A 19,069-nucleotide genomic window follows, 5' to 3' on the forward strand; every position below is an offset into this window, starting at 1 on the left:
TGCAGCCGCAATGAGCACGATCAATAGTGGGGCTTCTTCGACTTGCAAAATTTCCGCTAAATTGCAAGTTTTGCCCGATAGCGCTAAAACTTTTTGGACGCAGATGGCCGATCATTCTCTTGCTAATCTGCAAGGTCCTGATGGTATTGTTCGCGCTGGAGAGTTTCCGCCATCATCTTTGAATCATATGGCTGACGATCCGTTTCGTTCAGTCGCAGCGTGGCTTGAGCAAGCGTGTCACCTGAAACTTACGGGTGACTATGCCGAGTTTGATTTGGCTAACTTTCTGCGTCACGATCCTAACGCAGTTGTGCCGCAGACTGAAGGGGACAAGGCAAAGGCTCTACATGAAGCGTTCGTCTTTGTGCGCGATCCAAAAAACTCAGCAGCTCTCAGAAAAGTCGCTAGCACCGGTTTTGCTAGTAGTGAATGTAAGTAGGTCACGTGGGTAGCATTTATTTGAGGTTCGACACTAACCGGCGCGTAGTTCGCACCGTGCAGCGGGAGGCACGGCGGCCCTGTTCCTTGTGCATTAAGGACGACACTATTTGCTGCCGAACTTCGGGTCGCGGCTGCCAAGCACGAAGACGGCGAGTGCCGCTAGGATCGTTGCGGCGATGATCCCGAAGGCAGCCTGGTAGCCAAGCCAAACGATGAGCACGCCGGCGACCAGCGGGCCGCTGGCATGGCCGACATCCCACAAACTGCCGAAAACTCCCATTGCCGCGCCGAAGTCGCCTCGCTTCACGAGATCGCCAATCATCGCGGTTGTGGACGGCGTGACCATCCCCGTCCCGAGCCCGAACAGCACGGCGAGGCCAAGCAGCGTCCAGAAACTGCCGATGAACGGGATCGCGACAAGCACCGCTGCGCAAAGAGTCACGCCTATCATGATAAACGGCCGCCGCCCGAGCCGGTCCGCCGCACTTCCCATGAAAGGGCGGGACACGATGGAGGCAATTCCCTGGCCGCCGAAGATCAATCCGATCTGGGCAATGGAGATATGCCGGGTCAAGGCATACAGCGGCAGATAGGCTTGCAACGTCCCCACACTGGTATAAAGCGTCGCCTCCATCAGGCTGACCAGGCGGATCGCGGGATCGCCGATGATCTGGCGCACACCTGCAATCAGCCCGCTGGTGATCTCGCCGACGCTCTTGCGGGCGGCTTTGGGCGGGTTGTCCTTTGGCAGCGGCATGACCGCGAGCAGCGCGAGTATGCCGATGATGCCGGAAACAACGAACGCGACCGAGAAGCTGGACCAGGCGAGAACGGATGCGCCGAGCACCGGCCCTAGCACAACACCAGCATTCTCGGCGGCCCCGTAGATGCCAAGACGTTTTCCACGTTCGGTCGGATAGAATTTTGCGACCTGGGCCGAGGCCGCGGGTGCGTAGAGCGCCGTCGAAAGCCCGTGATAGAAGCGAACCGCGAGCAGCACCGGCCAAATCGCGACGAGCAGATACAGGAAAGGTGCCGTCGCCTTAACCCACAACCCAGCCTGCATGAGCCGCCGAAAACCGAACAAATCGGCTAGGCCACCCGAGGGCAACTTCACAAAAATACCGGTGATCGTCACAGAGGCGACGAGTAGGCCGATAATCTCTGTCGGTGCCCCGATTTTCTCGGCGAACAGCGAAGTGATCGGGCTGCGGAGCATCTCGTAGCTCAGCCTGCCAAGGAAGCCCACAACGCAGAGCAGGACGAAAGGCGAGAGACGGCCGCCGGCAATCGAGGGGGGCGGCGTGGGTGTTGTACTTTCTGTCGCCGCTTGCCCCCCGCCCTCCACGGCCTAGCGCCTGGCTCGCTGGGCGGCGCTCACGACCATGATCAGCGCCAGACCAGCAAACAGAATCAGCCCGTCCCAGACGGCGGCAATCCCGAGCCGCGGCAGGCCCAGCCCCACCAGCGCCAGCCAGACAAGAATCGCAATCGCGAAGTTCCCGTCATCGACGAACAGTCCGAACACCTCGCGCACGATCGTGCCGATCCACTTCATGGCGCGTTCCTAAGGGTTGGTGGTGATGGCAGGGCGGGCAGCAGTTTGCGCCCGGCAAAGCGGAACGGCCAGCAGTGCCACGGCAAGGAAGCCGGCCACGAGCGCCAGGATCGACCAGTCGGCACCCGGCCAGACGACGCCCACACCTTCGCCAAACCAAAAGCTGCCAAACGCCGACAGAAGCACTCCGACCACGAACTTGAGCATGTTTTCCGGCACGTTAGCCAGCGGGCGATGGACTGCCAGACCAAGCACTATCACGACCAGCAATGCCGCAAGCGCGCCAAAGCTAGCCGGAAGTAGAAGGCCAGCCCCGCCGGCGCCAATCGCAATGACGATGAACACGACCTCTGTGCCCTCCAGCATGGTGATTTGGAAAGCGCCGGCGAAAGCGATCCGGTCCCAGCCGCCCGACTGGACACGATGCTTGCGCATCATTTCGACCTCCTTGCCATAGGCGGCGGTCTCATCGTGCAACGGGATGACGCCGGCTGAGCGCAGGATCGCTTTGCGCAGCCAGCGTAGCCCAAACAGCAGCAGCAAGGCGCCAACAACCAACTGGATGTCCCCCAGCGGAATGCGCGTGAGCGCACCGCCAAGGGCGACGACGAGAACCAACATCACCCCAAGCGCCGCAGCGGTGCCTAGCAGCGCGTCGCGCCAGCCACGCACGCTGCCGATCGCCAACACGACGGTCAGCGCCTCAACGAACTCAACCAGCGACGCCAGGAACGCCGCTAGGATTGACGGCCCGGCATGGGCCCAACCGATGTTCAGCAAACCGTCCACTCCCCTGCATGCGCGCCGTGACTCACGGTAGCACATACTACAGTTTTCTGCTATAGTGATGCATTCACTACAGAGTGATTGGAGGATGGTGAGCGCCATGAGCACAGAACCGGGAATGGACGTATTTAAAACGCGTCTGGCGACACTAGGCCCCTCACTAGCTCCCGCGAGTCGACGGGTCGCCCGCTTTATCGATCAGAACCGAGCGGCGGTCCTGGCCAGTTCAGCCATGGAACTTGCAGCCAAGACGCAGACCTCCGATGCGACGGTGATCCGGGCGGTGCAGGCTCTCGGTTTCACAGGCCTTGGGGAGCTGAAGCAGGCTCTTGTCGGTGCCATCGAGCGGCCCGCCACGCCCGCCCAGGCCATGCGTCGTACCCTGGACGACGTGGGCGAGGACACATCCCGGGCCATCACCTTGGTCCTAGAGGCCCATGCCGAAGCTTTTGAAGCCGCGCGGACCCCTGCCTCACAGGCCGTGATTGCCGAGGCGATCGGCGTGCTGCACCCCGCCGAGCGGATCTTTGTTTTCGGGATCGGTCCTTCCGCTGCGCTCGCCACGTATGTGGCACTCCTTCTCGCCCGATCGGGGCGGCGAAGCGGTGTGCTCAACGTGACCGGTGGAATGCTTGCCGATCAGATGTTGGATCTTCGCGCCGGTGACGCGCTCATCGTACTGGCCTACGGCCGAGCGTATCGCGAGGTGAGCGCAGTGTTTGCCGTGTCGCGGCGGCTCGGCCTGCCGCTAGTGCTGGTAACGGACAGTCTGGAAAGGAAGCTTGCACGCTTTGCTAATGTCGTGCTGCCCGCACGGCGAGGGCGCGCCGAGCGCGTGGCACTTCATGGGGTGACGCTGGTCTGCCTTGAAGCCGTCATTCTGGGCCTCGCCGCCGCCCACCGTAAGGCAGCAATCGCGACGCTTGAACAACTCGACGGGCTGCGGGCCGAAGTGGTCGCACACTGGGGGGAGACATTGTGAAATCGAGCAAGGATCAACCACCCGAGATGCCTTGTGGCTTCGATGAGTCGGCTATTTCGACGCCAGAGCGCAAAGCGCTCCTGGTGGTTAACCGGCGCAGCCGACGTGGAGCGGACGTCGCAGCGGCGGCTACCGATTTGCTAGGGCGCGCCGGTATTCAGGTCTTGAATGAGGCTTGCGAGGATGCTGCAGCCTTACCCGCCTTAATCTGCCGGATGGCGCCCGGCATTGATCGTGTTGTGATCGGCGGCGGCGATGGAACTCTAAACGCGGCGATACCAGGCCTGCTCGCCAGTAAGCTGCCGCTTGGCATCTTGCCTTTGGGCACGGCCAATGATCTTGCTCGAACGCTCGGCATTCCGCTCGACCTTGAGGCTGCGGCCCAGGTCATCGCCGCAGAGAAGGTGTGGCACGTTGATGTTGGACAGGTAAATGGACACCCGTTCTTCAACGTCGCCAGCATAGGGCTCGGGGTAGACCTGACACGCGCACTGACCCGTGACGCAAAGCGGCGTTGGGGCAGGTTAGGCTATCTTATAGCTGCGCTCCGGGTGGTGCGGCGCCTGCGGCCATTTTCTGCCGAGATTGTGCGGGGCGGCACGGTCCATAAAACGCGGACAGTGCATATTGCCGTCGGCAATGGTCGGCATTACGGGGGTGGTATGATGATCGCGGAGAATGCTCGTATCGACGATGGGCGACTCCACCTTTACAGCCTGGAGATTGCGAGCGCTTGGAAGCTGCTGCGTCTCCTACCCGCTCTACGCAGCGGCAAATATCAAAATTGGACGGAGATGGGGTCACCGCACGATCTGTTAAAAATTGCCCGCTAAGCCTGGTTGGTGAGGTAAGCAGCGACGATACGTGAGACGGTTGGCTGGCTGACCCCATAGAGCCGGGCCATATCTGCCCCTGATTTGCGGCCGGAGATGACGCTCTCGGCGATTTCGCGGCGCTTGGCGGCGTCGAGCTTCTTGCGCCTGCCGCCGATGCGGCCCTCGGCCCTGGCGGCGGCGAGACCGGCCGAGGTACGTTCCCGGATCATCGCCCGCTCGAATTCGGCGAAAGCGCCGACCATCTGCATCATCATCCGGCCGGCCGGAGTGGTGGTGTCGATGTTCTCGGTGATGGATCGGAAGCCCGCGCCGGCATTGCCGATCCGCTCCATGATGTGCAGCAGGTCTTTCAGGGAGCGGGAGAGGCGGTCGAGCTTCCAGACGACAAGGGTATCACCCTCGCGCAACTGGTCGAGCAGGCGTTGCAGTTCCGGCCGGTCCCATCGGCTGCCGGAGGCGGTTTCCTCGAACAGACGCCTGCAACCGGCGACCTTGAGGGCCTTGATCTGCATGGCGTTGTTCTGATCGTCCCCCTTCGAGACACGGGCATAACCGAGCAGCAGGCCAGCCGAAGCCGACTTGACGGATTTCACAAACGGTCGTTTTTGGATGCGTGCGCCATCGAACAACATTTCCTGGGAGGTTTCTTTCAAAACCCTCTCTCAGAATTCGATCCAAAGGCAATGGGCATCTGAACGGCCCGCTAGCGGGCAATTTTTAACAGATCGTGCAGTGACCCCTTGAGGGCCGTTTGACGCGAATTTCCCGCTTTTAAGCGAGTTTGGCGCCGTCGACAAACGTCTCAAGAACTATCTACACGTGATAAGCGCCGTTATCGCGCGTAGCGGAGATATTGGCTTGTTTCGAGGCTGTACGCGCGCGGTTCTTGCAGGGTGCGCAGGTGTTGAATTCCGGCAGCACTAACGCAGCACGCTTGCCGTCTTTGGGACAGTCTCTTGTGCGCAACGGCTTCTGGCCGCCGTTGAGCCAGTCGCGTCCCATGGCAAGGCGTTATTTGCGCCGCCGTATCGTCGTCCGAGTTCCGATTAAACCTCGTCCGCGGCGAAGTCGCCGGGAATCGAGCCGGTGACAAGGCAGGGGGCGACGAAGAGCGTTCGGTTCCAGGCGCCGCGCAGAGTCCGGGTGGCGATCACCGTCCAAAGCAATGCCAGGAGCAACACGAGGAAAGCGCCGAAGGTGGTAATGAAGCCGAGATGGGTCTGCCGACCGAGCGCCAGCACGGCGACGGCGTATACGCCCAACGGGAAGGTGAAGCCCCACCAACCGATGTTGAAGGGCATGCCCTCCTGGCTCAGGTAACGGGCTGTGGTGAGAATGGCGAGCATGAACCACCAGACGCCGTAGCCCACCATCACGGCGCCGCCGATGATGCCGATACCCTGTGCGACCTCGCCCATCATCGGCATGCCGACCGCCGCAAAGGCGTGGGGCGCGGCGGCGCCCAGCAGCAGCAGGCCGAGCGCGCCGGTTCCAATCGGCCCCAAGGCGAGGCATCCCGAGGCTGCCATGTCCCGATGCGGCAGCTTGTGGAGGATGAGGCGCAGCAGCAGGATGACAAGGATGCTCATCGCGAGCGGCACCGAGAAGGCCCAGAGGCCGTAGCCAAGCACGAGCGTGCGCAGCGCCGCATGAGCATCGGCCAGATGTGGCACGATCTGCGCCGCGCTGGCACCAGCCACCTCGGCGGCAACGATCGGCAGCAGCCACACGGCCGTCATCTTCTCGACGCTGTGCGTCTGATGCGTGAACATGAGGAAGGGGATGAGCAGCCCGCAGGCGACCGCCATCGCGGCGTCGAGCCACCACAATGCCTCCGCGATCGAGACCGCCGCGGGTCCCATCCAGGCGATGCCGAAGGCCAAAAAGCCGTTGATGATTGTGGCCAGGCCCATGGGGATGGCGCCGAAGAACATCGACACTACGGAATGGCCGAAGATGCGGGAGGCTTCCTGCGGGAAGCGGATCCAGCGGGCGGCATAAAGGAGTGTGAAGAGGGAGAAAAGGCCGATGTTCAGAACCCAGAGCCCGGCCGCGACCGCGTGCAGGCCCGGCACGGGCCAGGGAAACTGGTTCAGCGCCAGCGCAAGAATCCCTGTCCCCATCGTTATTGTGAACCAGTTGGGGGTGAACTGCCGCACGATCTCGCGGCGCAATCGCACCTCGGGCAGGGCTTGCGGGCTCGCAACACCGGGCAGGGCAACCATGAGCGTCTCTCCATTGCGGGACTTCTCTCGTCTATCGACGATCTGTCCGCCGCGATCCACAGAGAAGTCGAGATTGAATCGATCGTCCTTGGTGATGGCAGGAACAGGCCAGGCCAGGCCAGAGCGTGAACGATCGATTTTGCGGATCGTTCGGTCCGTCATTGAGAATTGGAAGGTGCCCTGTCGCCGTCCTAGCTTTCACTGGGTAACAAGGAGCGTCTTAAAATGAAAACCCCCCGTCGTGCTATGTTTGGTGGAGCAGGCATTGCCGCAGTCGCGCTCGGCGCCGCCGCCATCACCCGGTCCTCGCCCGCTCTCGCCGCGACGCTCTCCACGGACCTTCTGCCATCGGACGGCACGCAGCTGAGCGCGCTGGCGGCTACTCTTGCTAAGGCACCGCGCCGCCGCGACTTCAAGACTGTGCCGATGATTCTGACCACTCCGGACCAGTGGGACAGCGCGGCGCTTGATGCCGTCATCGCCTATGCCCCAACGCCGAAGCAGGTCTGGGATAATACCGACATCGGGAGCCCCTGGCTCAATCTGATGCGCAATTCCCTGAACGCGCAGATCTGGGCGTTCAAGCATCCGGACTTCCTCGCCGTGTCGGCGACCCATGGCACCGCCCATCTCGCGCTCTACGACCAGGCCATGTGGGACAAGTATCAGCTCGCTAAGATGGTGGGGCCCAAGTTCAAGACGAATACGCTCATCCTGGAGAAGCCTGCCGGGAAGACGAATGCGTCGGATTACGAGGATCCGTCCGGAGCGTTCTCCCCCGATGATAACTCAATCCCGGCGCTGCAGCGCCGAGGCGTCGTCTTCCTCGCCTGCCACAATGCCATCTGGGAACAAACCGGCAAGCTCATCGCGGTGGGAGCCAATCCGGACAAGCTGTCGCACGGCGCCCTGGCGGCGGAGCTGACCAATCATCTCATCTCCGGCATCGTGCTGACACCAGGCATCGTCGGCACGCTGCCCGAATTGCAACGCGCCGGCTTCTTCTACGCCAAGTAAGGGAGCGTGCGATGCGCAAGCTGCTCAAAGTGTTGTTCGTGACGTCCGCCCTCGTCCTGCCGGCGGCTTCCGCGATGGCCGCCTCCACGGTGGCCTCTCCAGGCCAGCCGCCCGCCGTGGGCGGCTGGCACGGCCGGGCTGAGGCGCCGCGCTACGACGAGAGCATCTTCCCGCCGTGGCAGCATGGCGCCAACAACGACGCCGTCGATCGTGGTTTCGAGTTTACCGTGCCCGAGGTGGACGACCTCGCCGATTTCCATGGCGACCTGACGGACCCCAAGCTCGTCCTGTATGTCGGCGGCAATTACTTTTTCGCTATGGCACCGCTGGTGCAGGCGTTCGAGGCGGCGAACCCGGACTACAAGGGCCGCATCTACTGGGAGACGATCCCACCCGGCCTGCTGGTCCGCCAGCTTGCGAAGGGAGGCACGATCACCGTCGGCAACATGACCTGGACGGTAAAGGCCGATGCCTACTTCGCTGGGCTGAAGAAGGTCCAGGCGCTCATCGACAAGAAGGTGCTGGCGGCCCCGGCAGTTCCCTACGTCACGAATACGCTCACCATCATGGTGCCGAAGGGCAATCCGGCGGACATCAAGACGCTCGCCGATCTCGGTAAGCCGAATATACGCCTCGTCATGCCGAACCCCGCCTTCGAGGGGATCGTGCGGCAGATCGAGGCGTCGCTCACAAAGGCTGGCGGCAGCGCGCTCGCGACGATGGTCTATAAGACAAAGGTCGCCGACGGCACCACGATCCTGACCCATATCCACCACCGCCAGTCGCCGCTTTTCATCATGCAGGGGCTCGCCGATGCCGGCGTCACCTGGCAGTCGGAGGCGATCTTCCAGGAGCAGGCAGGGCACCCGATCGCCCAGGTGCCGATCCCGGCGGCTGACAACGCAACCGCGATCTATGCCGGCGCCGAAGTTTCTGGCGCACCCCATCCGGAGGCGGCTCGTGCATGGCTCGCCTTCATCCATTCCCCAAGCGCTCTCGGGATTTTCGAGCGCTACGGCTTCAAGCCGTACGCACCCGCAGCAGCTGACGTTGCCAAGTGAACCCTAGAACTGAGGTCATCATGACGAGCACCACATACGGCGCAACGGGGGCGCTACCCAGATCCCTGAGCGAGGCGTCCGTCGCCGATCGAAGCTGGTATGCCGCAGGCATCACGCTTCTCGCTGTGCGCATCATCCAGGGCTTCATTTATTGGGGTGGCGGATCGCGCCGCTTCATTTATGCGCCCTCCAAACTCGACGCCTGGGGCGGCCATAACTGGATGGCGAACAAATTTCAGACGGCGATGCCTGGCGCGCTGTTCGGCACGGATCATCTGATCTCCTTCCTGCTGCTGCATTTCGACCTGCTCTATGTCGGCGTGATCCTGTTCAGCGCGGCGGAGCTGATCTTCGGCGCCATGTTGATGGCCGGGCTGCTGACCCGGCTCTCCGCGCTCGTGACCATGGGCTTCTCGGTCATCCTCATGGCCATGTTCGGCTGGCAGGGCGCGACCTGCATCGACGAATGGACCATGGCCGCCTGCAACCTCGCGATGGGTACGACGCTGCTGCTCGCCGGTGGCAGCGCCTTCTCGCTCGACAACGTGCTACTGCGCCGCAACCCCCGCCTCGCTAACAGAGCCTGGTTCCGCTGGGCGGGGGGCACCCTGCCACTGCCGCTGCGTGAGGGCGGCTTTCGCGGCGTTGCTTTTGCGCTGCTCGCCTTCGTGCTTGTCTTCAACATCGGCACTTATAGCTACTATCGCGGGTCGGTGCTGACCCCGTTCCATGGCGGCCCGGTGAGCCCGACGAAACACCACGTTACGCTGACGGATGCGACCGTTGCGGCCGGCGGTGCGATCAAGGTTCATGCCTATCTCGACGGTGGAACGCCGGAAGCTCAACTGCACATCGTGCAGGCGGCGCTGATCGGCCCGGATCACGCGGTGCTGAACGTCTGGGACGCCAAGGCGCTTTCGGCGCTGCCCAAGGCGGATTTCTACAACGTCTACGCCTACAACAAGTTCGGCCCCGGACCCTACGGCATCCGTGCGCCCATGGGCGCCATGGCAACGATCACATTCCCGCTTCCAGCCGGCATGGCCACACTGCCCTCCGGCTCCACCTTCAAACTCACCGATGTCGACGGAAGCAACTTCACGGCGCGACTAAAGACTCCGGCCCACTGATCACCACAATGCGCCACGGCGCCATCCCTTCCCATTCGCCGCGAGAGACGGCGAATGGGCGGCCAATGCCTGAACGCTGTGTGGCGCATCAATCCCGGCGCGGGGCGGCTTAACTCCAATCATGATAAGACAACTATGAACAAGACCATCGCTCTCATTCTCATGTTTTGCATCTTAGCGGTTTCGGCTTGCAGCGCATCTAAGCCAGTGCCGGCGGGCCTCATGATGTCGGCCCCAGGCGAAAACGGCGCCTACACCGATTTGGACAACTGAAAACTGAACATATTCCTGCGGGCCAGTCCCTCGCGCGACATCCATCCCGCCGTGACTAGAACCGACGGACCAACAGGGTCTGCTGTCAGGGAAGGGGCCACCCGGTTGCCAAGTCCGGGCGAGACGATGAAAGACTTGCGCCCCCACCCATCTGGTCCTCAGGTTCAGCGCATCGGTCGGATTGATGTCGGGAACATCGCCTCAGCCCAATGTCTCTCCGGGCAGCCTGTCCGGTCCGTTTGGCCCGCGCTTCTGGTGCGCCCGCGTCGTGACCGGCGTCGGCGCCGGCCTCGGCGGCGGATTGCTGATGATCCTGTTGCGCGCCGTGCAGCACGGCGCCTGGCATTACGCCTCCGGCGAGTTCGTGTCAGCTGTGGAGAAGACCGGCTGGGCATGGCGCATCGCGGTCGCCGGCTGCGCCGGCGTCCTGGTCGCGCTGGTGCGCGTTTTCCTCAAGCAGGCCCACGGCGCTCATGGCGGCGAGCTGACGGCCGCGATCTGGTTCCATGAGGGCCGCCTCGCACCACTTCCCGCGCTGACCAACGCGATCAGCTCGATCATCGAGGTCGGTCTGGGCTCGGCGCTCGGGCGCGAAGCGGCGCCGAAGCAGATCGGCGCGCTGATCGCCAGCCTGCTGTCCGGCTGGGTCGGGCTGCCGCCGGGCCAGCGGCGGCTCCTCGCCGCCTGTGGGGCGGGGGCCGGCATGGCGGCCGTGTACAATGTGCCGCTGGGCGGCGCGCTCTTCAGCCTGGAGGTATTGCTCGGCACGCTATCGCTCTCGCTGATCGTGCCGGCTTTGGCGACATCGCTGATAGCGACGGGCGTTTCGGGGCTGATCCTGCCCAACGAGACCACCTATCACCTGCCGGCCTATGCGATCTCGGCCAGCCAGACGGCCTGGGCGGTTCTAGCCGCCCCGATCCTCGGGCTTGGCTCGGTCGCTTATGTCCGGATGGTCGTCTGGGCGGACGGTCACAAGCCGAGCGGCGTGTGGCTGGCCATCGTGCCGGTCCTCGTCTTCGCCGGTCTCGGCTGCCTCGCCATTCCCATTCCGCAGCTCCTCGGCAATGGCAAGGACGTGGCCCAGGCGGCATTCCTGGGCGGGTATGGCGTGCCGCTGCTGCTTCTGCTCGTGGTGCTCCGGCCGTTGGCGACCGTCGCCTGCCTCGGCAGCGGCGCGCCGGGCGGGCTGTTCACGCCGACGATGTGCTTCGGCGCGGTGTTCGGCGCGGCGCTCGGCCATGGCTGGGCGCTGATATGGCCGGGCGCACCCACCGGCGCATGCGCCCTGCTGGGTGCCGGGGCGGTGTTGGCCGCGATCACGCAGGGGCCGATCTCCGCGATCGTGTTGATGCTGGAACTCACCGGCCGGCTCGACACCATGATGGTGCCGATGATGATCGTTGTCGGTGGCGCAGTGCTGGTCGCCCGGCGCTTCGAGAGCCGGTCGGTCTATTCCGGTCGCATCCACGTCGCGCGCATGCGTGCGACAGCCGCCGACCAGGCGGCATCCGCCGAGGTGCCGGTGATCTCCGCCGCGGCGCGTTACTCCCTGATTGGTGCGGCCGATGGCTGAACGCCGCAAGGCGGAACCGGCGCACCAGCGAAACGCCCTTCCCGAATGCCCCCGTTGTAATCCGACCAGCGCTGACCACGTGCTGAGAATAGGGATGGAGTCCCCTAAAACTGCCCCGCGAGGGGGCTGATGACTCCTGACCGCGGGTGCGCGGGCAGGAGGGGTGTCTCAGCGCTCGCCACACGTGGAGAGTGCTTTGAGCTATCGGGCCGCATCCGCTGACATCGATGATCACATACAATTGGCCGCGCATCTGGCGCGCGAGCCCGATTACCAGGGGTCGACATGTCCGCCCGTGCCGAGTCGGAAGAGGCGGCTTGTTCTGACAACGCGGGATTGAAAGATAGATTAACGACATTCTCAGCGGTCTTGTGTTGCGGACTGGGTTCCTTGTTGCCGACGGTTCCGCGCAATCCTCAAAACACCGTTACTTGCACTTTGCGGATCTCGCGATCGCCGATCGCGGCGCTATTTGCGATGCTGGACGAGTCTCAAATCGATCTCATCGTCTCGGGTGCATTCGGCCATTCCCGCACCTTCGAAAACCTCTTTGGCAGCACGCCAAATAACCTCCTTCGGCAGTCGTCCATGCCCGTCCTGTTGTCGCACTGACAGACGGCGCTTGAACAAATTACAGGAGAAAAGACGACGGAACGAATTTTAGCGATATTGAACGAGGTGGAGACCGCCGAGGCCGTGATGTCGGCGAGCGACCTGGTCCGAAAGAGGCTGCGACATATTCTCTGCATCTGCATCTGCATCGGCATCGGCTTCGTCGCCCTCGGCCACAGCCTCGGCGCGCGCCTCAACGGTGGTGCCGTAACGATCGCGCAGGTCGACATCGAGGAGGATGCCTGATGCCTGCATGCTGGGGTCCCGGCGCATGACCCTTGAACAGCTTCGCGTCTTCGTCGCCGTCGCCGAACGACAACACATGACCCGCGCGGCCGAGGCCCTGCACCTGGCGCAATCCGCCGTCAGCGCGGCGATCGCAGGGTTGGAGGCGCGCCACGGGGCAAGGCTCTTCAGCCGGGTCGGGAGAGGCATTGAATTGACCGAGGCCGGCACGGTATTCCTCGGCGAGGCGCGGGCCGTGCTCGCACGCGCCGAGGCGGCGGAGTTGGTGCTGTCGGAACTGGGCGGCCTCAAGCGGGGCCGGCTCTCGCTGCATGCGAGCCAAACTATCGCAAGCTATTGGCTGCCGCGGCATCTCGTCGCTTTCCGCCGGGCGCATCCGGGAATCGAAATCCGCCTGGGCGTCGGCAACACGGCTCAGGTCGTCGAGGCGGTCCGTGGCGGTCTGGCGGAGCTCGGCTTCATCGAAGGCGTGGTCGAGGACCCGTCCCTCGCCATCACGGAGATCGCCCGGGACCAGCTCGTCGTCGTCGTCAGCGCCAACGAGGCGAGCAGCTTACCCGAAACCCTCGCCCCCGCAGACCTTGCTGCGTTCGACTGGGTCCTGCGCGAGCCGGGCTCAGGCACGCGGTCGGCCTTCGAGGCCGCGATGGCGGCGGCCGGCATTCCGTTCCCGCAGCTCCGGGTCGTCATGGAGCTGCCGACAAACGAGGCAGTAAGGGCGGCCGTGGAGGCCGGCATGGGGGCAACCGCGATCTCTGCTTCCGTCGCCGCCAGCGGGCTGGAGGCGGGGCTCCTGGCTCAGGTCAAGGTGGTCCTGCCCGAGCGTGCCTTCCATGTGATCCACCATAGCGAGCGTCACCGCAGCGCGGCCGCGACCGCGTTGATGCGACTGATGATGCCCGGACGAGACACGTTGTAAGGCGTGCCCGTCGCCGCCGTCAGGCGACGTTGACCGGCACGCGATGCCAGGCGGTGCAGAGGTAGCCCTTGTAGTTCCAGGTCTCCTCGGGCCGGTTCGGCTGCGTTTGGCCGGCCTCGTCCCAGGCACGCACCGCGAGCACGTGCTCGCCCGTCGGCAGGTCGAGTTCCGTCTGCCAGAACGTCCAGCTCCAAGGCGAGGACGGGTCGGCCTGGAGCTCGGCCTGTTGCCAGCTTCGGCCCTCATCGGCCGACACGTCCACCCGGACGATGGCGCGCGCGGTCGCGACGGCGTAGCCGGCGACGCGGGCGCGGCCAGGCTTCAAACGCGCATGCGAGGCAGGCTCGCAGATGGCGGCGTTCACCGGCATCTCGTTGATCGTCATGCCGCGCGCGGGATCAGCGGTTTCCTTTGTCCAGTCGGCGGGGAACAGCTTGTAGTCCTCGGCCTGGAACGGGTTGTCGGATGGCCTGGGCTGGACGGTGATCGCCGCCAGCCATTTCGGGCTGCGCACCCCGGCATAGCCTGGCACAACGACGCGAAGCGGATGCCCATGTTCCAGCGCCAGTGCCTCGCCGTTCAAGGCCCAGGCGAGGAGCACATCGGTACTCATGGCCTTCTCGATCGGGATCGAAACGCCGAAGCGGAAGCGCTTGCCTTCCAACTCGCACGCGTCGGCGCAGGCGAAGGCGACGTGCCACCCGGGCTTGGCGTCAACACCACAGGCGAGAAGAATGTCGGCGAGGGCCGCTCCGGTCCAGCGCGTATTGCCGATGGCGCCGGGCGCCCACGGATCACCAGAAACAGGGGCGACGGCGTGCATGTCGGCCCGCCGGTTGCCCGCGCACTGCATAACCGCCGTCACAGTCCGGTGCGCGAACTGCGACTGCAACTCGGCCAGTGTGAAGCTTTGCCGATGTGGCACGCCCTCCACCCGGATGCTGTGTGTTGCCGCGTCGAGCCGTGGCGTCTCGCCATGCGAGCGGATGTAGAAAGAATCCTGCGGCGTCAGAAAGGCGGCGCGCAGCCGCGCCAGCGGCGGTTCGGCATTCAGTGGGTCCGCCTTATGCACGATCAAACCGGACGTTCCGTCGATCTGTGCAGTCATTGCCACCTCCATGTTTGTCCACCTCCATGGTAAGTAGCTCGGTAGTCGATCAGCGCAACGGCGCATCAATCGGCTCGGACGAAGCCGCGAATATTAATCAACGGAATCATCCCCGGCGGCTGCGTCAGGCGATGCCGAGCGTGCGGATGAGGACGAAGCTGATGACGCCCGGCACCGCGAGCGAAAGGGTGACCGCCGCGGTCACGCGCCCGCCGGCTGCGGCGACGCTGCGCAGATCGGTAGGCTGGGTCCTGCCGCGAGGATGGTGCCCACGCTCAGCGATGCCCCGAGCAGGACGACGGCGACTTCCAGCAGCGTCTTGGCGCTGAAGGCGAGCGGAGATGTCATCCAGGTCTTGAAGCGGTCCGGGTCCGCTCGTTGGACATCTTCATGAGATCGCCCCTGCCACCCGCCGTAGTCGATGTCATTGAGTTCAGGGGTAAAGCCAGGCGTGAGATCGTGGGATGCGCCGATGATGGTCGCGGTATGTTGGCAGCGGGTCAGGGGACTGGCGTATATGCCGGCGACCGAACCGAGCGTCAGGAGGTAGTCTCGGGTGAGTTCGGCTTGTCGGATTCCCCGCGCCGTTAGCGGAAGGTCGAGCCTTCCGCGGAAAATGGCAGGTTCGATACCTTCGACCTCTCCGTGTCGCACGAGAATGATGCGTGTGTTTCCCATCGGGGCACACCACTCTACCGGCGGGATCGGGTAACGACGGCCGGTCGTGCTATCGGCACGGCTGATCGCGCGGATGCTCTTTGGATCCGCCAGCCGCAGAGCGTCAAAACGACCGCCAACAGGGGAAAGGACACTTGGAAAGCAATCATAATCAGCCTCCGCTTCAAGGGTGCAACTAACAAACCCATCGAAGCGCGGCGAGAAGTCACAGTACTCCTGCCACGTCTTCGACGCCGCAGGAGTCATCAGCCCTAAGGGCGGTTAAAGGGGGACTCCATCCCCTCAACGACCCTAACCTAGGCTCCATCTTCCGCAGGTCAGGGCCCGTGATTTAGATGAAGGGGACTTGAAGCCCCTGAGATTTGGCACCACAACTAGCGAACGGGGATGGAGTCCCCCAAAACTGCCCCTTCGGGGGGCTGATGACTCCTGGCCGCGGGCGCGCGGACAGGAGAAGCTTGTCGATGCGCTCGCCAACCGTTTTTGGAGAGTGCGATGAGCTACAAAGACATCCTCGTTTTTCTCGACCCATTCTTGGACACGGATGCGCGCGTCAAGCTCGCAGTCGAGGTCGCGCGCGCCCATGGTGCCCGTCTGACCGGGGTGGACGTTTCCACGCGTGCGGCTCTCGAAGGCCCCTATCATTTCACAGCGGGCGTTCTCGAGGAGAGATTCACCGAGGCCGTGAAGCAGGCGGGAATCACAGGCGAGTACAAGGTGATGGATGAGACATCGAAGTCGTGGAAGGACTTCTATGCGCATTACGCTGATCTTGTCATTGCCTCACAACATGATCCTGACTCGCCGAAAAAATTGGCGGCGGACATCGTAGAGCCCGTCCTCCTCTCGGCGGGGGTGCCCCTGCTGATCCTACCTACCGAATGGCCCTACGCCTCCGTCGGCAAGCGCATCGCTCTTGCGTGGAATTCAAGCCGGGAAGCGACCCGGGCGGCGCACGACGCCATGCCGCTCCTCGTAGCCGCCGAGAAGGTCATGCTCTTCGAATTTGCCCCGGAGACGGATGTCAAAGAGTCGGCCCCAGATCTTATGGCGGATCATCTCAGACAGCATGGCGTCACGGTCGAGGTTCAGGCCTGGGCAGATCCTGGAGACGCCTCGCCGGTCACAGCCCTGTTTGCACTGCTAGATGAGAATGAAATCGATCTCATCGTGGCCGGCGCCTATGGGCACTCCCGACTGATCGAGGGTCTCTTCGGCGGGCCGAGCGCTGACCTCCTTCATCAGCCGTCGATGCCGGTGCTGATGTCTCATTAGCCCCGCTTTCTTAACCACCAATGCGAGGGGAGACCATGGAACGCGTGCTAGCGATCCTGAACGACATTAAGACCGCTCAATCTGTGCTTGCGTCAGCCCGGCTGCTCATGCGCCGTCTGAAGCAAGGACAGCTCGATGTCTTGCATCCGCGACCAGCGGTAGATCCGGACTTCTTGCCGACAGAAGAAGTCTGGACCGAGGAGCGGAGGAGCCGTTTCGAGGCTCGGCGTGACCAACTGTACGACGACCTCAACGATATTTTTCGCGGCTGGAAATGCGAAGACAGCGCAGCCGAATGTCAGTCGCTCCGTCAGGTAGTCGGTCCACCGGAGCAAACAATCGCATCAGAATCTCGGGGCGCCGATTTGGTCATCGTCGGCCAAATCGGCTCAGGAGCCTCTCCTGAGATCAGGGCGACGCTCCACGCCGCCCTATTTCTCGATGCCGAGGCTCCTGTGGTCGTGGTCCCGGCAACGCCGCCCACCAATCTGGGCAAGCACGTCGCGGTGGCTTGGGAAGCCAGTCCTCCCGTGAAGAAGGCAGTGGCTGGCATGCTCCCTATTCTTTTGGCCGCACAGCAGGTGACGATCCTCATTGGAAGAGAGAATCAGGAGGAGACGGCCCCTAAGGCTCTGCTTCACAGCTTGGAGCAGGAAAGTGTTCCGGCAAGGATTCTGCGCTTCGAGCTCGACGGGCGGGAGATCGGAACAGCTCTGCTGGGAGAAGCAAAAGCAGCAGGCGCCGATCTTCTGGTCATGGGCGCCTTCAGCCACAATCGCTACCTCGAGCGCCTGTTCGGCGGCGCTACGGAGGAGATTCTTACGGAGTTAAACCTCCCAATTGCAATGCATCACTAGGCAGTGCGTCGACCGTCGAAAGAGAAGTGCAGGGCGGTACGCGTCAGATTATCGAGGCGCCTTAGCAGCGTTTATGTTTCCGATTAACAGTGCCCAGATCTTTAAGGAAAAAGATGTCTTTTACAACATGTCTTCTCATCGCAATGGGAGGCGCCATCGGTACCACCGCGCGCTACCTCATCTCCGTGGGGACCTTATCACTCAGTCGTGATCTTCCGCTAGGAACGATCGGAATCAACATTCTCGGCTCATTCATAATTGGGCTGTTTGGCACACTGACGCTCGCTCACGGACGATATCCACTGTCTGAAAATGCCCGGCTCTTTGTGATGGTCGGCGTCTGTGGAGGCTTTACGACGTTTTCTTCATTCAGCCTGCAAACATTAGACTTGCTTCGCAGCGGCGCCATGTTGCGGGCGGCCATCAACGTCGTGGCGTCGGTGATTCTGTGCATCTGCTTTGTCGCTGCCGGTCACGCTATTGCAGCGCACTTTAACGGTGGAGCGTCAAGTATTGCGCAGGCAAGCATCGAGGAAGATGCATAAATCCTGTCAGCGCATAGGCAGACCGTGGCGGTACTTGTGGATAAAGGACGCGATCGGCGAAGCGGTCACATTCGGGGTGGCGGAGTGTCCGGGCGAGGATCTTCTGGCTTACGCGCTCAACCACCTTCAAGATGCGGGTGAAAGGCATTGGGCGCTTCCTATCGCGCGACAGTACGAATGGCCGGTACATCAATGTTGTCCCGCTACCCTGCCTCATCGCAAGCATCAATCGCGCGAAGCAGGTTCGTCCTTGGCACAAAGGCAACCCTCTAGTTGAATCCTCCCAAACCAGGACAAAGGTTGTGTCGCGCTTGTCGTAAGACAAGCGACAATTTTCCCTTTGGTCGCCACCTGCATTTTTGTGTCGCATATCTTTGTCGTAGGCGATAGCATTTGCGCGACAAATTATGCGACGGGCGATTATGCCACGAAAACCCTTTGCCGTCCCGCTGATCGGCTATGCTCGCGTCTCCACCCAGGGAAAGGATCTCCCCCACCAGCGCGCCGCGTTACCTGAAGCCGGTTGCACGCTGCGGGACGGACGAGCAGACCGGCGCCTTGTTCAGCTACCTGAGTCCGGAGCTCATGATAAGTTCTTGGGCTATCGTCGAATCAATCGATCCTGGATGATACCCTTTCGGGAGCATATTAGCGATTATTCCAGACGCCGCCGCCCGGGTCCCAGACACCCCGGGCGCCTTCCGGCGCGCCCATAGCTGCGATAATTGGGCCGAAGAAATTCCGCAGCTCAGATTGGAGGTTTGGAAACAGTGGCGGTGCCAACGTAGGAGGCGTCCGGCGCAGGAAGCCCGACCACAGTCCCCGCGGGATTGTCACGTTAACTGGTGGGGGTTGAGCAACATCTTAGCCGGTGGGCAGCGGGAGCGGTCATCCGGCGGTTCGGGCGCACGTCACCTGTGTCCAACTCTTCAAGGCTCTCTCAC

At 62.8% G+C, this 19,069-nt stretch carries 22 protein-coding genes and 3 riboswitches; of the genes, 13 read left to right on the forward strand and 9 right to left on the reverse strand.

Annotation, left to right across the window (positions count from 1 at the left end; all coding sequences use genetic code 11):
* The coding region (locus GSQ92_RS31665) for a hypothetical protein (protein ID WP_371418549.1) at positions 1 to 115 on the reverse strand (115 nt) is incomplete at its 3' end.
* On the opposite strand from GSQ92_RS31665, the gene GSQ92_RS07660 reads away from it, so the two are divergent.
* The gene (locus GSQ92_RS07660) at positions 71 to 439 is read left to right on the forward strand and encodes a ParB-like protein (RefSeq protein WP_371418550.1); all 369 of its coding nucleotides are present in this window, start codon (positions 71 to 73) and stop codon (positions 437 to 439) included. The two genes, GSQ92_RS31665 and GSQ92_RS07660, sit on opposite strands and share 45 nt — an antisense overlap.
* A gap of 105 nt (positions 440 to 544) precedes the next feature.
* Here the strand turns inward: GSQ92_RS07660 and GSQ92_RS07665 are convergent, their stop codons facing one another.
* The 3 genes from GSQ92_RS07665 to GSQ92_RS07675 are packed head-to-tail and all read right to left on the reverse strand — an operon-like array spanning position 545 to position 2,779.
* Complete coding sequence (locus tag GSQ92_RS07665; RefSeq protein WP_216856790.1) at positions 545 to 1,789, reverse strand: MFS transporter; 1,245 nt, start codon at positions 1,787 to 1,789, stop codon at positions 545 to 547.
* Between the two features lie 3 nt (positions 1,790 to 1,792).
* Positions 1,793 to 1,999 (reverse strand): hypothetical protein, encoded by a 207-nt coding sequence (locus tag GSQ92_RS07670; RefSeq protein ID WP_159013298.1) that lies wholly within the window; start codon positions 1,997 to 1,999, stop codon positions 1,793 to 1,795.
* Positions 2,000 to 2,008: 9 nt separating this feature from the next.
* Positions 2,009 to 2,779 carry a COG4280 domain-containing protein gene (locus GSQ92_RS07675; protein WP_216856791.1) on the reverse strand — a complete coding sequence of 257 codons (771 nt, stop codon included), beginning with the start codon at positions 2,777 to 2,779 and terminating at the stop codon, positions 2,009 to 2,011.
* 106 nt (positions 2,780 to 2,885) lie between these two features.
* Between GSQ92_RS07675 and GSQ92_RS07680 the strand changes: the two genes are divergently transcribed.
* Together GSQ92_RS07680 and GSQ92_RS07685 are read left to right on the forward strand one after the other, a co-directional pair.
* Complete coding sequence (locus GSQ92_RS07680) at positions 2,886 to 3,767, forward strand: MurR/RpiR family transcriptional regulator (RefSeq protein ID WP_159013300.1); 882 nt, start codon at positions 2,886 to 2,888, stop codon at positions 3,765 to 3,767.
* Complete coding sequence (locus GSQ92_RS07685; protein WP_254066591.1) at positions 3,764 to 4,600, forward strand: lipid kinase; 837 nt, start codon at positions 3,764 to 3,766, stop codon at positions 4,598 to 4,600. The genes GSQ92_RS07680 and GSQ92_RS07685 overlap by 4 nt, the downstream gene beginning before the upstream one ends.
* Here GSQ92_RS07685 and GSQ92_RS07690 read toward each other — a convergent pair.
* Positions 4,597 to 5,166, reverse strand: a complete 570-nt coding sequence (locus GSQ92_RS07690; RefSeq protein ID WP_216856793.1) for a recombinase family protein — start codon at positions 5,164 to 5,166, stop codon at positions 4,597 to 4,599. The genes GSQ92_RS07685 and GSQ92_RS07690 overlap by 4 nt on opposite strands.
* A gap of 483 nt (positions 5,167 to 5,649) precedes the next feature.
* Positions 5,650 to 6,828 (reverse strand): TDT family transporter, encoded by a 1,179-nt coding sequence (locus GSQ92_RS07695; protein WP_159013301.1) that lies wholly within the window; start codon positions 6,826 to 6,828, stop codon positions 5,650 to 5,652.
* Positions 6,829 to 7,053: 225 nt separating this feature from the next.
* Between GSQ92_RS07695 and GSQ92_RS30870 the strand changes: the two genes are divergently transcribed.
* The 7 genes from GSQ92_RS30870 to GSQ92_RS07730 all read left to right on the forward strand — a co-directional run bounded on the left by GSQ92_RS30870 (position 7,054) and on the right by GSQ92_RS07730 (position 13,662).
* Positions 7,054 to 7,845 (forward strand): transcriptional initiation protein Tat, encoded by a 792-nt coding sequence (locus GSQ92_RS30870; RefSeq protein ID WP_159013302.1) that lies wholly within the window; start codon positions 7,054 to 7,056, stop codon positions 7,843 to 7,845.
* An 11-nt stretch (positions 7,846 to 7,856) separates the two neighbouring features.
* Positions 7,857 to 8,906 carry a substrate-binding domain-containing protein gene (locus tag GSQ92_RS07705; protein WP_371418547.1) on the forward strand — a complete coding sequence of 350 codons (1,050 nt, stop codon included), beginning with the start codon at positions 7,857 to 7,859 and terminating at the stop codon, positions 8,904 to 8,906.
* Positions 8,907 to 8,926: 20 nt separating this feature from the next.
* Positions 8,927 to 10,036 (forward strand): TQO small subunit DoxD, encoded by a 1,110-nt coding sequence (locus GSQ92_RS07710; protein WP_159013303.1) that lies wholly within the window; start codon positions 8,927 to 8,929, stop codon positions 10,034 to 10,036.
* Between the two features lie 457 nt (positions 10,037 to 10,493).
* A complete protein-coding gene (locus tag GSQ92_RS07715; RefSeq protein ID WP_159013304.1) occupies positions 10,494 to 11,885 on the forward strand; it encodes a chloride channel protein in 1,392 nt (463 codons plus the stop codon).
* A gap of 81 nt (positions 11,886 to 11,966) precedes the next feature.
* Positions 11,967 to 12,031: riboswitch (Fluoride riboswitch) on the forward strand.
* A 139-nt stretch (positions 12,032 to 12,170) separates the two neighbouring features.
* Positions 12,171 to 12,497 carry a universal stress protein gene (locus GSQ92_RS07720; protein WP_159013305.1) on the forward strand — a complete coding sequence of 109 codons (327 nt, stop codon included), beginning with the start codon at positions 12,171 to 12,173 and terminating at the stop codon, positions 12,495 to 12,497.
* A gap of 57 nt (positions 12,498 to 12,554) precedes the next feature.
* On the forward strand, positions 12,555 to 12,743 hold the full coding sequence (locus GSQ92_RS07725) for a hypothetical protein (protein ID WP_159013306.1): 189 nt from the start codon (positions 12,555 to 12,557) through the stop codon (positions 12,741 to 12,743).
* Between the two features lie 25 nt (positions 12,744 to 12,768).
* Positions 12,769 to 13,662 carry a LysR family transcriptional regulator gene (locus GSQ92_RS07730; protein WP_159013307.1) on the forward strand — a complete coding sequence of 298 codons (894 nt, stop codon included), beginning with the start codon at positions 12,769 to 12,771 and terminating at the stop codon, positions 13,660 to 13,662.
* Positions 13,663 to 13,681: 19 nt separating this feature from the next.
* Here GSQ92_RS07730 and GSQ92_RS07735 read toward each other — a convergent pair whose 3' ends face one another.
* Positions 13,682 to 14,770 carry a molybdopterin-dependent oxidoreductase gene (locus tag GSQ92_RS07735; RefSeq protein ID WP_159013308.1) on the reverse strand — a complete coding sequence of 363 codons (1,089 nt, stop codon included), beginning with the start codon at positions 14,768 to 14,770 and terminating at the stop codon, positions 13,682 to 13,684.
* A gap of 201 nt (positions 14,771 to 14,971) precedes the next feature.
* Complete coding sequence (locus tag GSQ92_RS07740) at positions 14,972 to 15,448, reverse strand: histidine phosphatase family protein (RefSeq protein WP_159013309.1); 477 nt, start codon at positions 15,446 to 15,448, stop codon at positions 14,972 to 14,974.
* Positions 15,449 to 15,677: 229 nt separating this feature from the next.
* Positions 15,678 to 15,739, reverse strand: a riboswitch (Fluoride riboswitch).
* Positions 15,740 to 15,822: 83 nt separating this feature from the next.
* A riboswitch (Fluoride riboswitch) is annotated at positions 15,823 to 15,887 on the forward strand.
* Positions 15,888 to 15,943: 56 nt separating this feature from the next.
* Between GSQ92_RS07740 and GSQ92_RS07745 the strand changes: the two genes are divergently transcribed.
* The 3 genes from GSQ92_RS07745 (at position 15,944) to crcB (ending at position 18,125) form a co-directional block, all read left to right on the forward strand.
* Positions 15,944 to 16,723, forward strand: coding sequence for a universal stress protein (locus GSQ92_RS07745; RefSeq protein ID WP_159013310.1), 780 nt, complete (start codon positions 15,944 to 15,946; stop codon positions 16,721 to 16,723).
* Positions 16,724 to 16,758: 35 nt separating this feature from the next.
* Entirely contained in the window at positions 16,759 to 17,580 is an 822-nt protein-coding gene (locus tag GSQ92_RS07750; protein ID WP_159013311.1) for a universal stress protein, read from the forward strand.
* A 113-nt stretch (positions 17,581 to 17,693) separates the two neighbouring features.
* Complete coding sequence (gene crcB, locus GSQ92_RS07755) at positions 17,694 to 18,125, forward strand: fluoride efflux transporter CrcB (RefSeq protein WP_159013312.1); 432 nt, start codon at positions 17,694 to 17,696, stop codon at positions 18,123 to 18,125.
* Here the strand turns inward: crcB and GSQ92_RS31670 are convergent.
* A complete protein-coding gene (locus GSQ92_RS31670) occupies positions 18,073 to 18,495 on the reverse strand; it encodes a winged helix-turn-helix transcriptional regulator (protein ID WP_371418548.1) in 423 nt (140 codons plus the stop codon). The genes crcB and GSQ92_RS31670 overlap by 53 nt on opposite strands.
* Between the last annotated feature and the right edge of the window lie 574 nt (positions 18,496 to 19,069).

It is taken from the genome of Acidisoma sp. S159 (genome assembly GCF_009766125.1).
Taxonomy (GTDB): domain Bacteria; phylum Pseudomonadota; class Alphaproteobacteria; order Acetobacterales; family Acetobacteraceae; genus Acidisoma.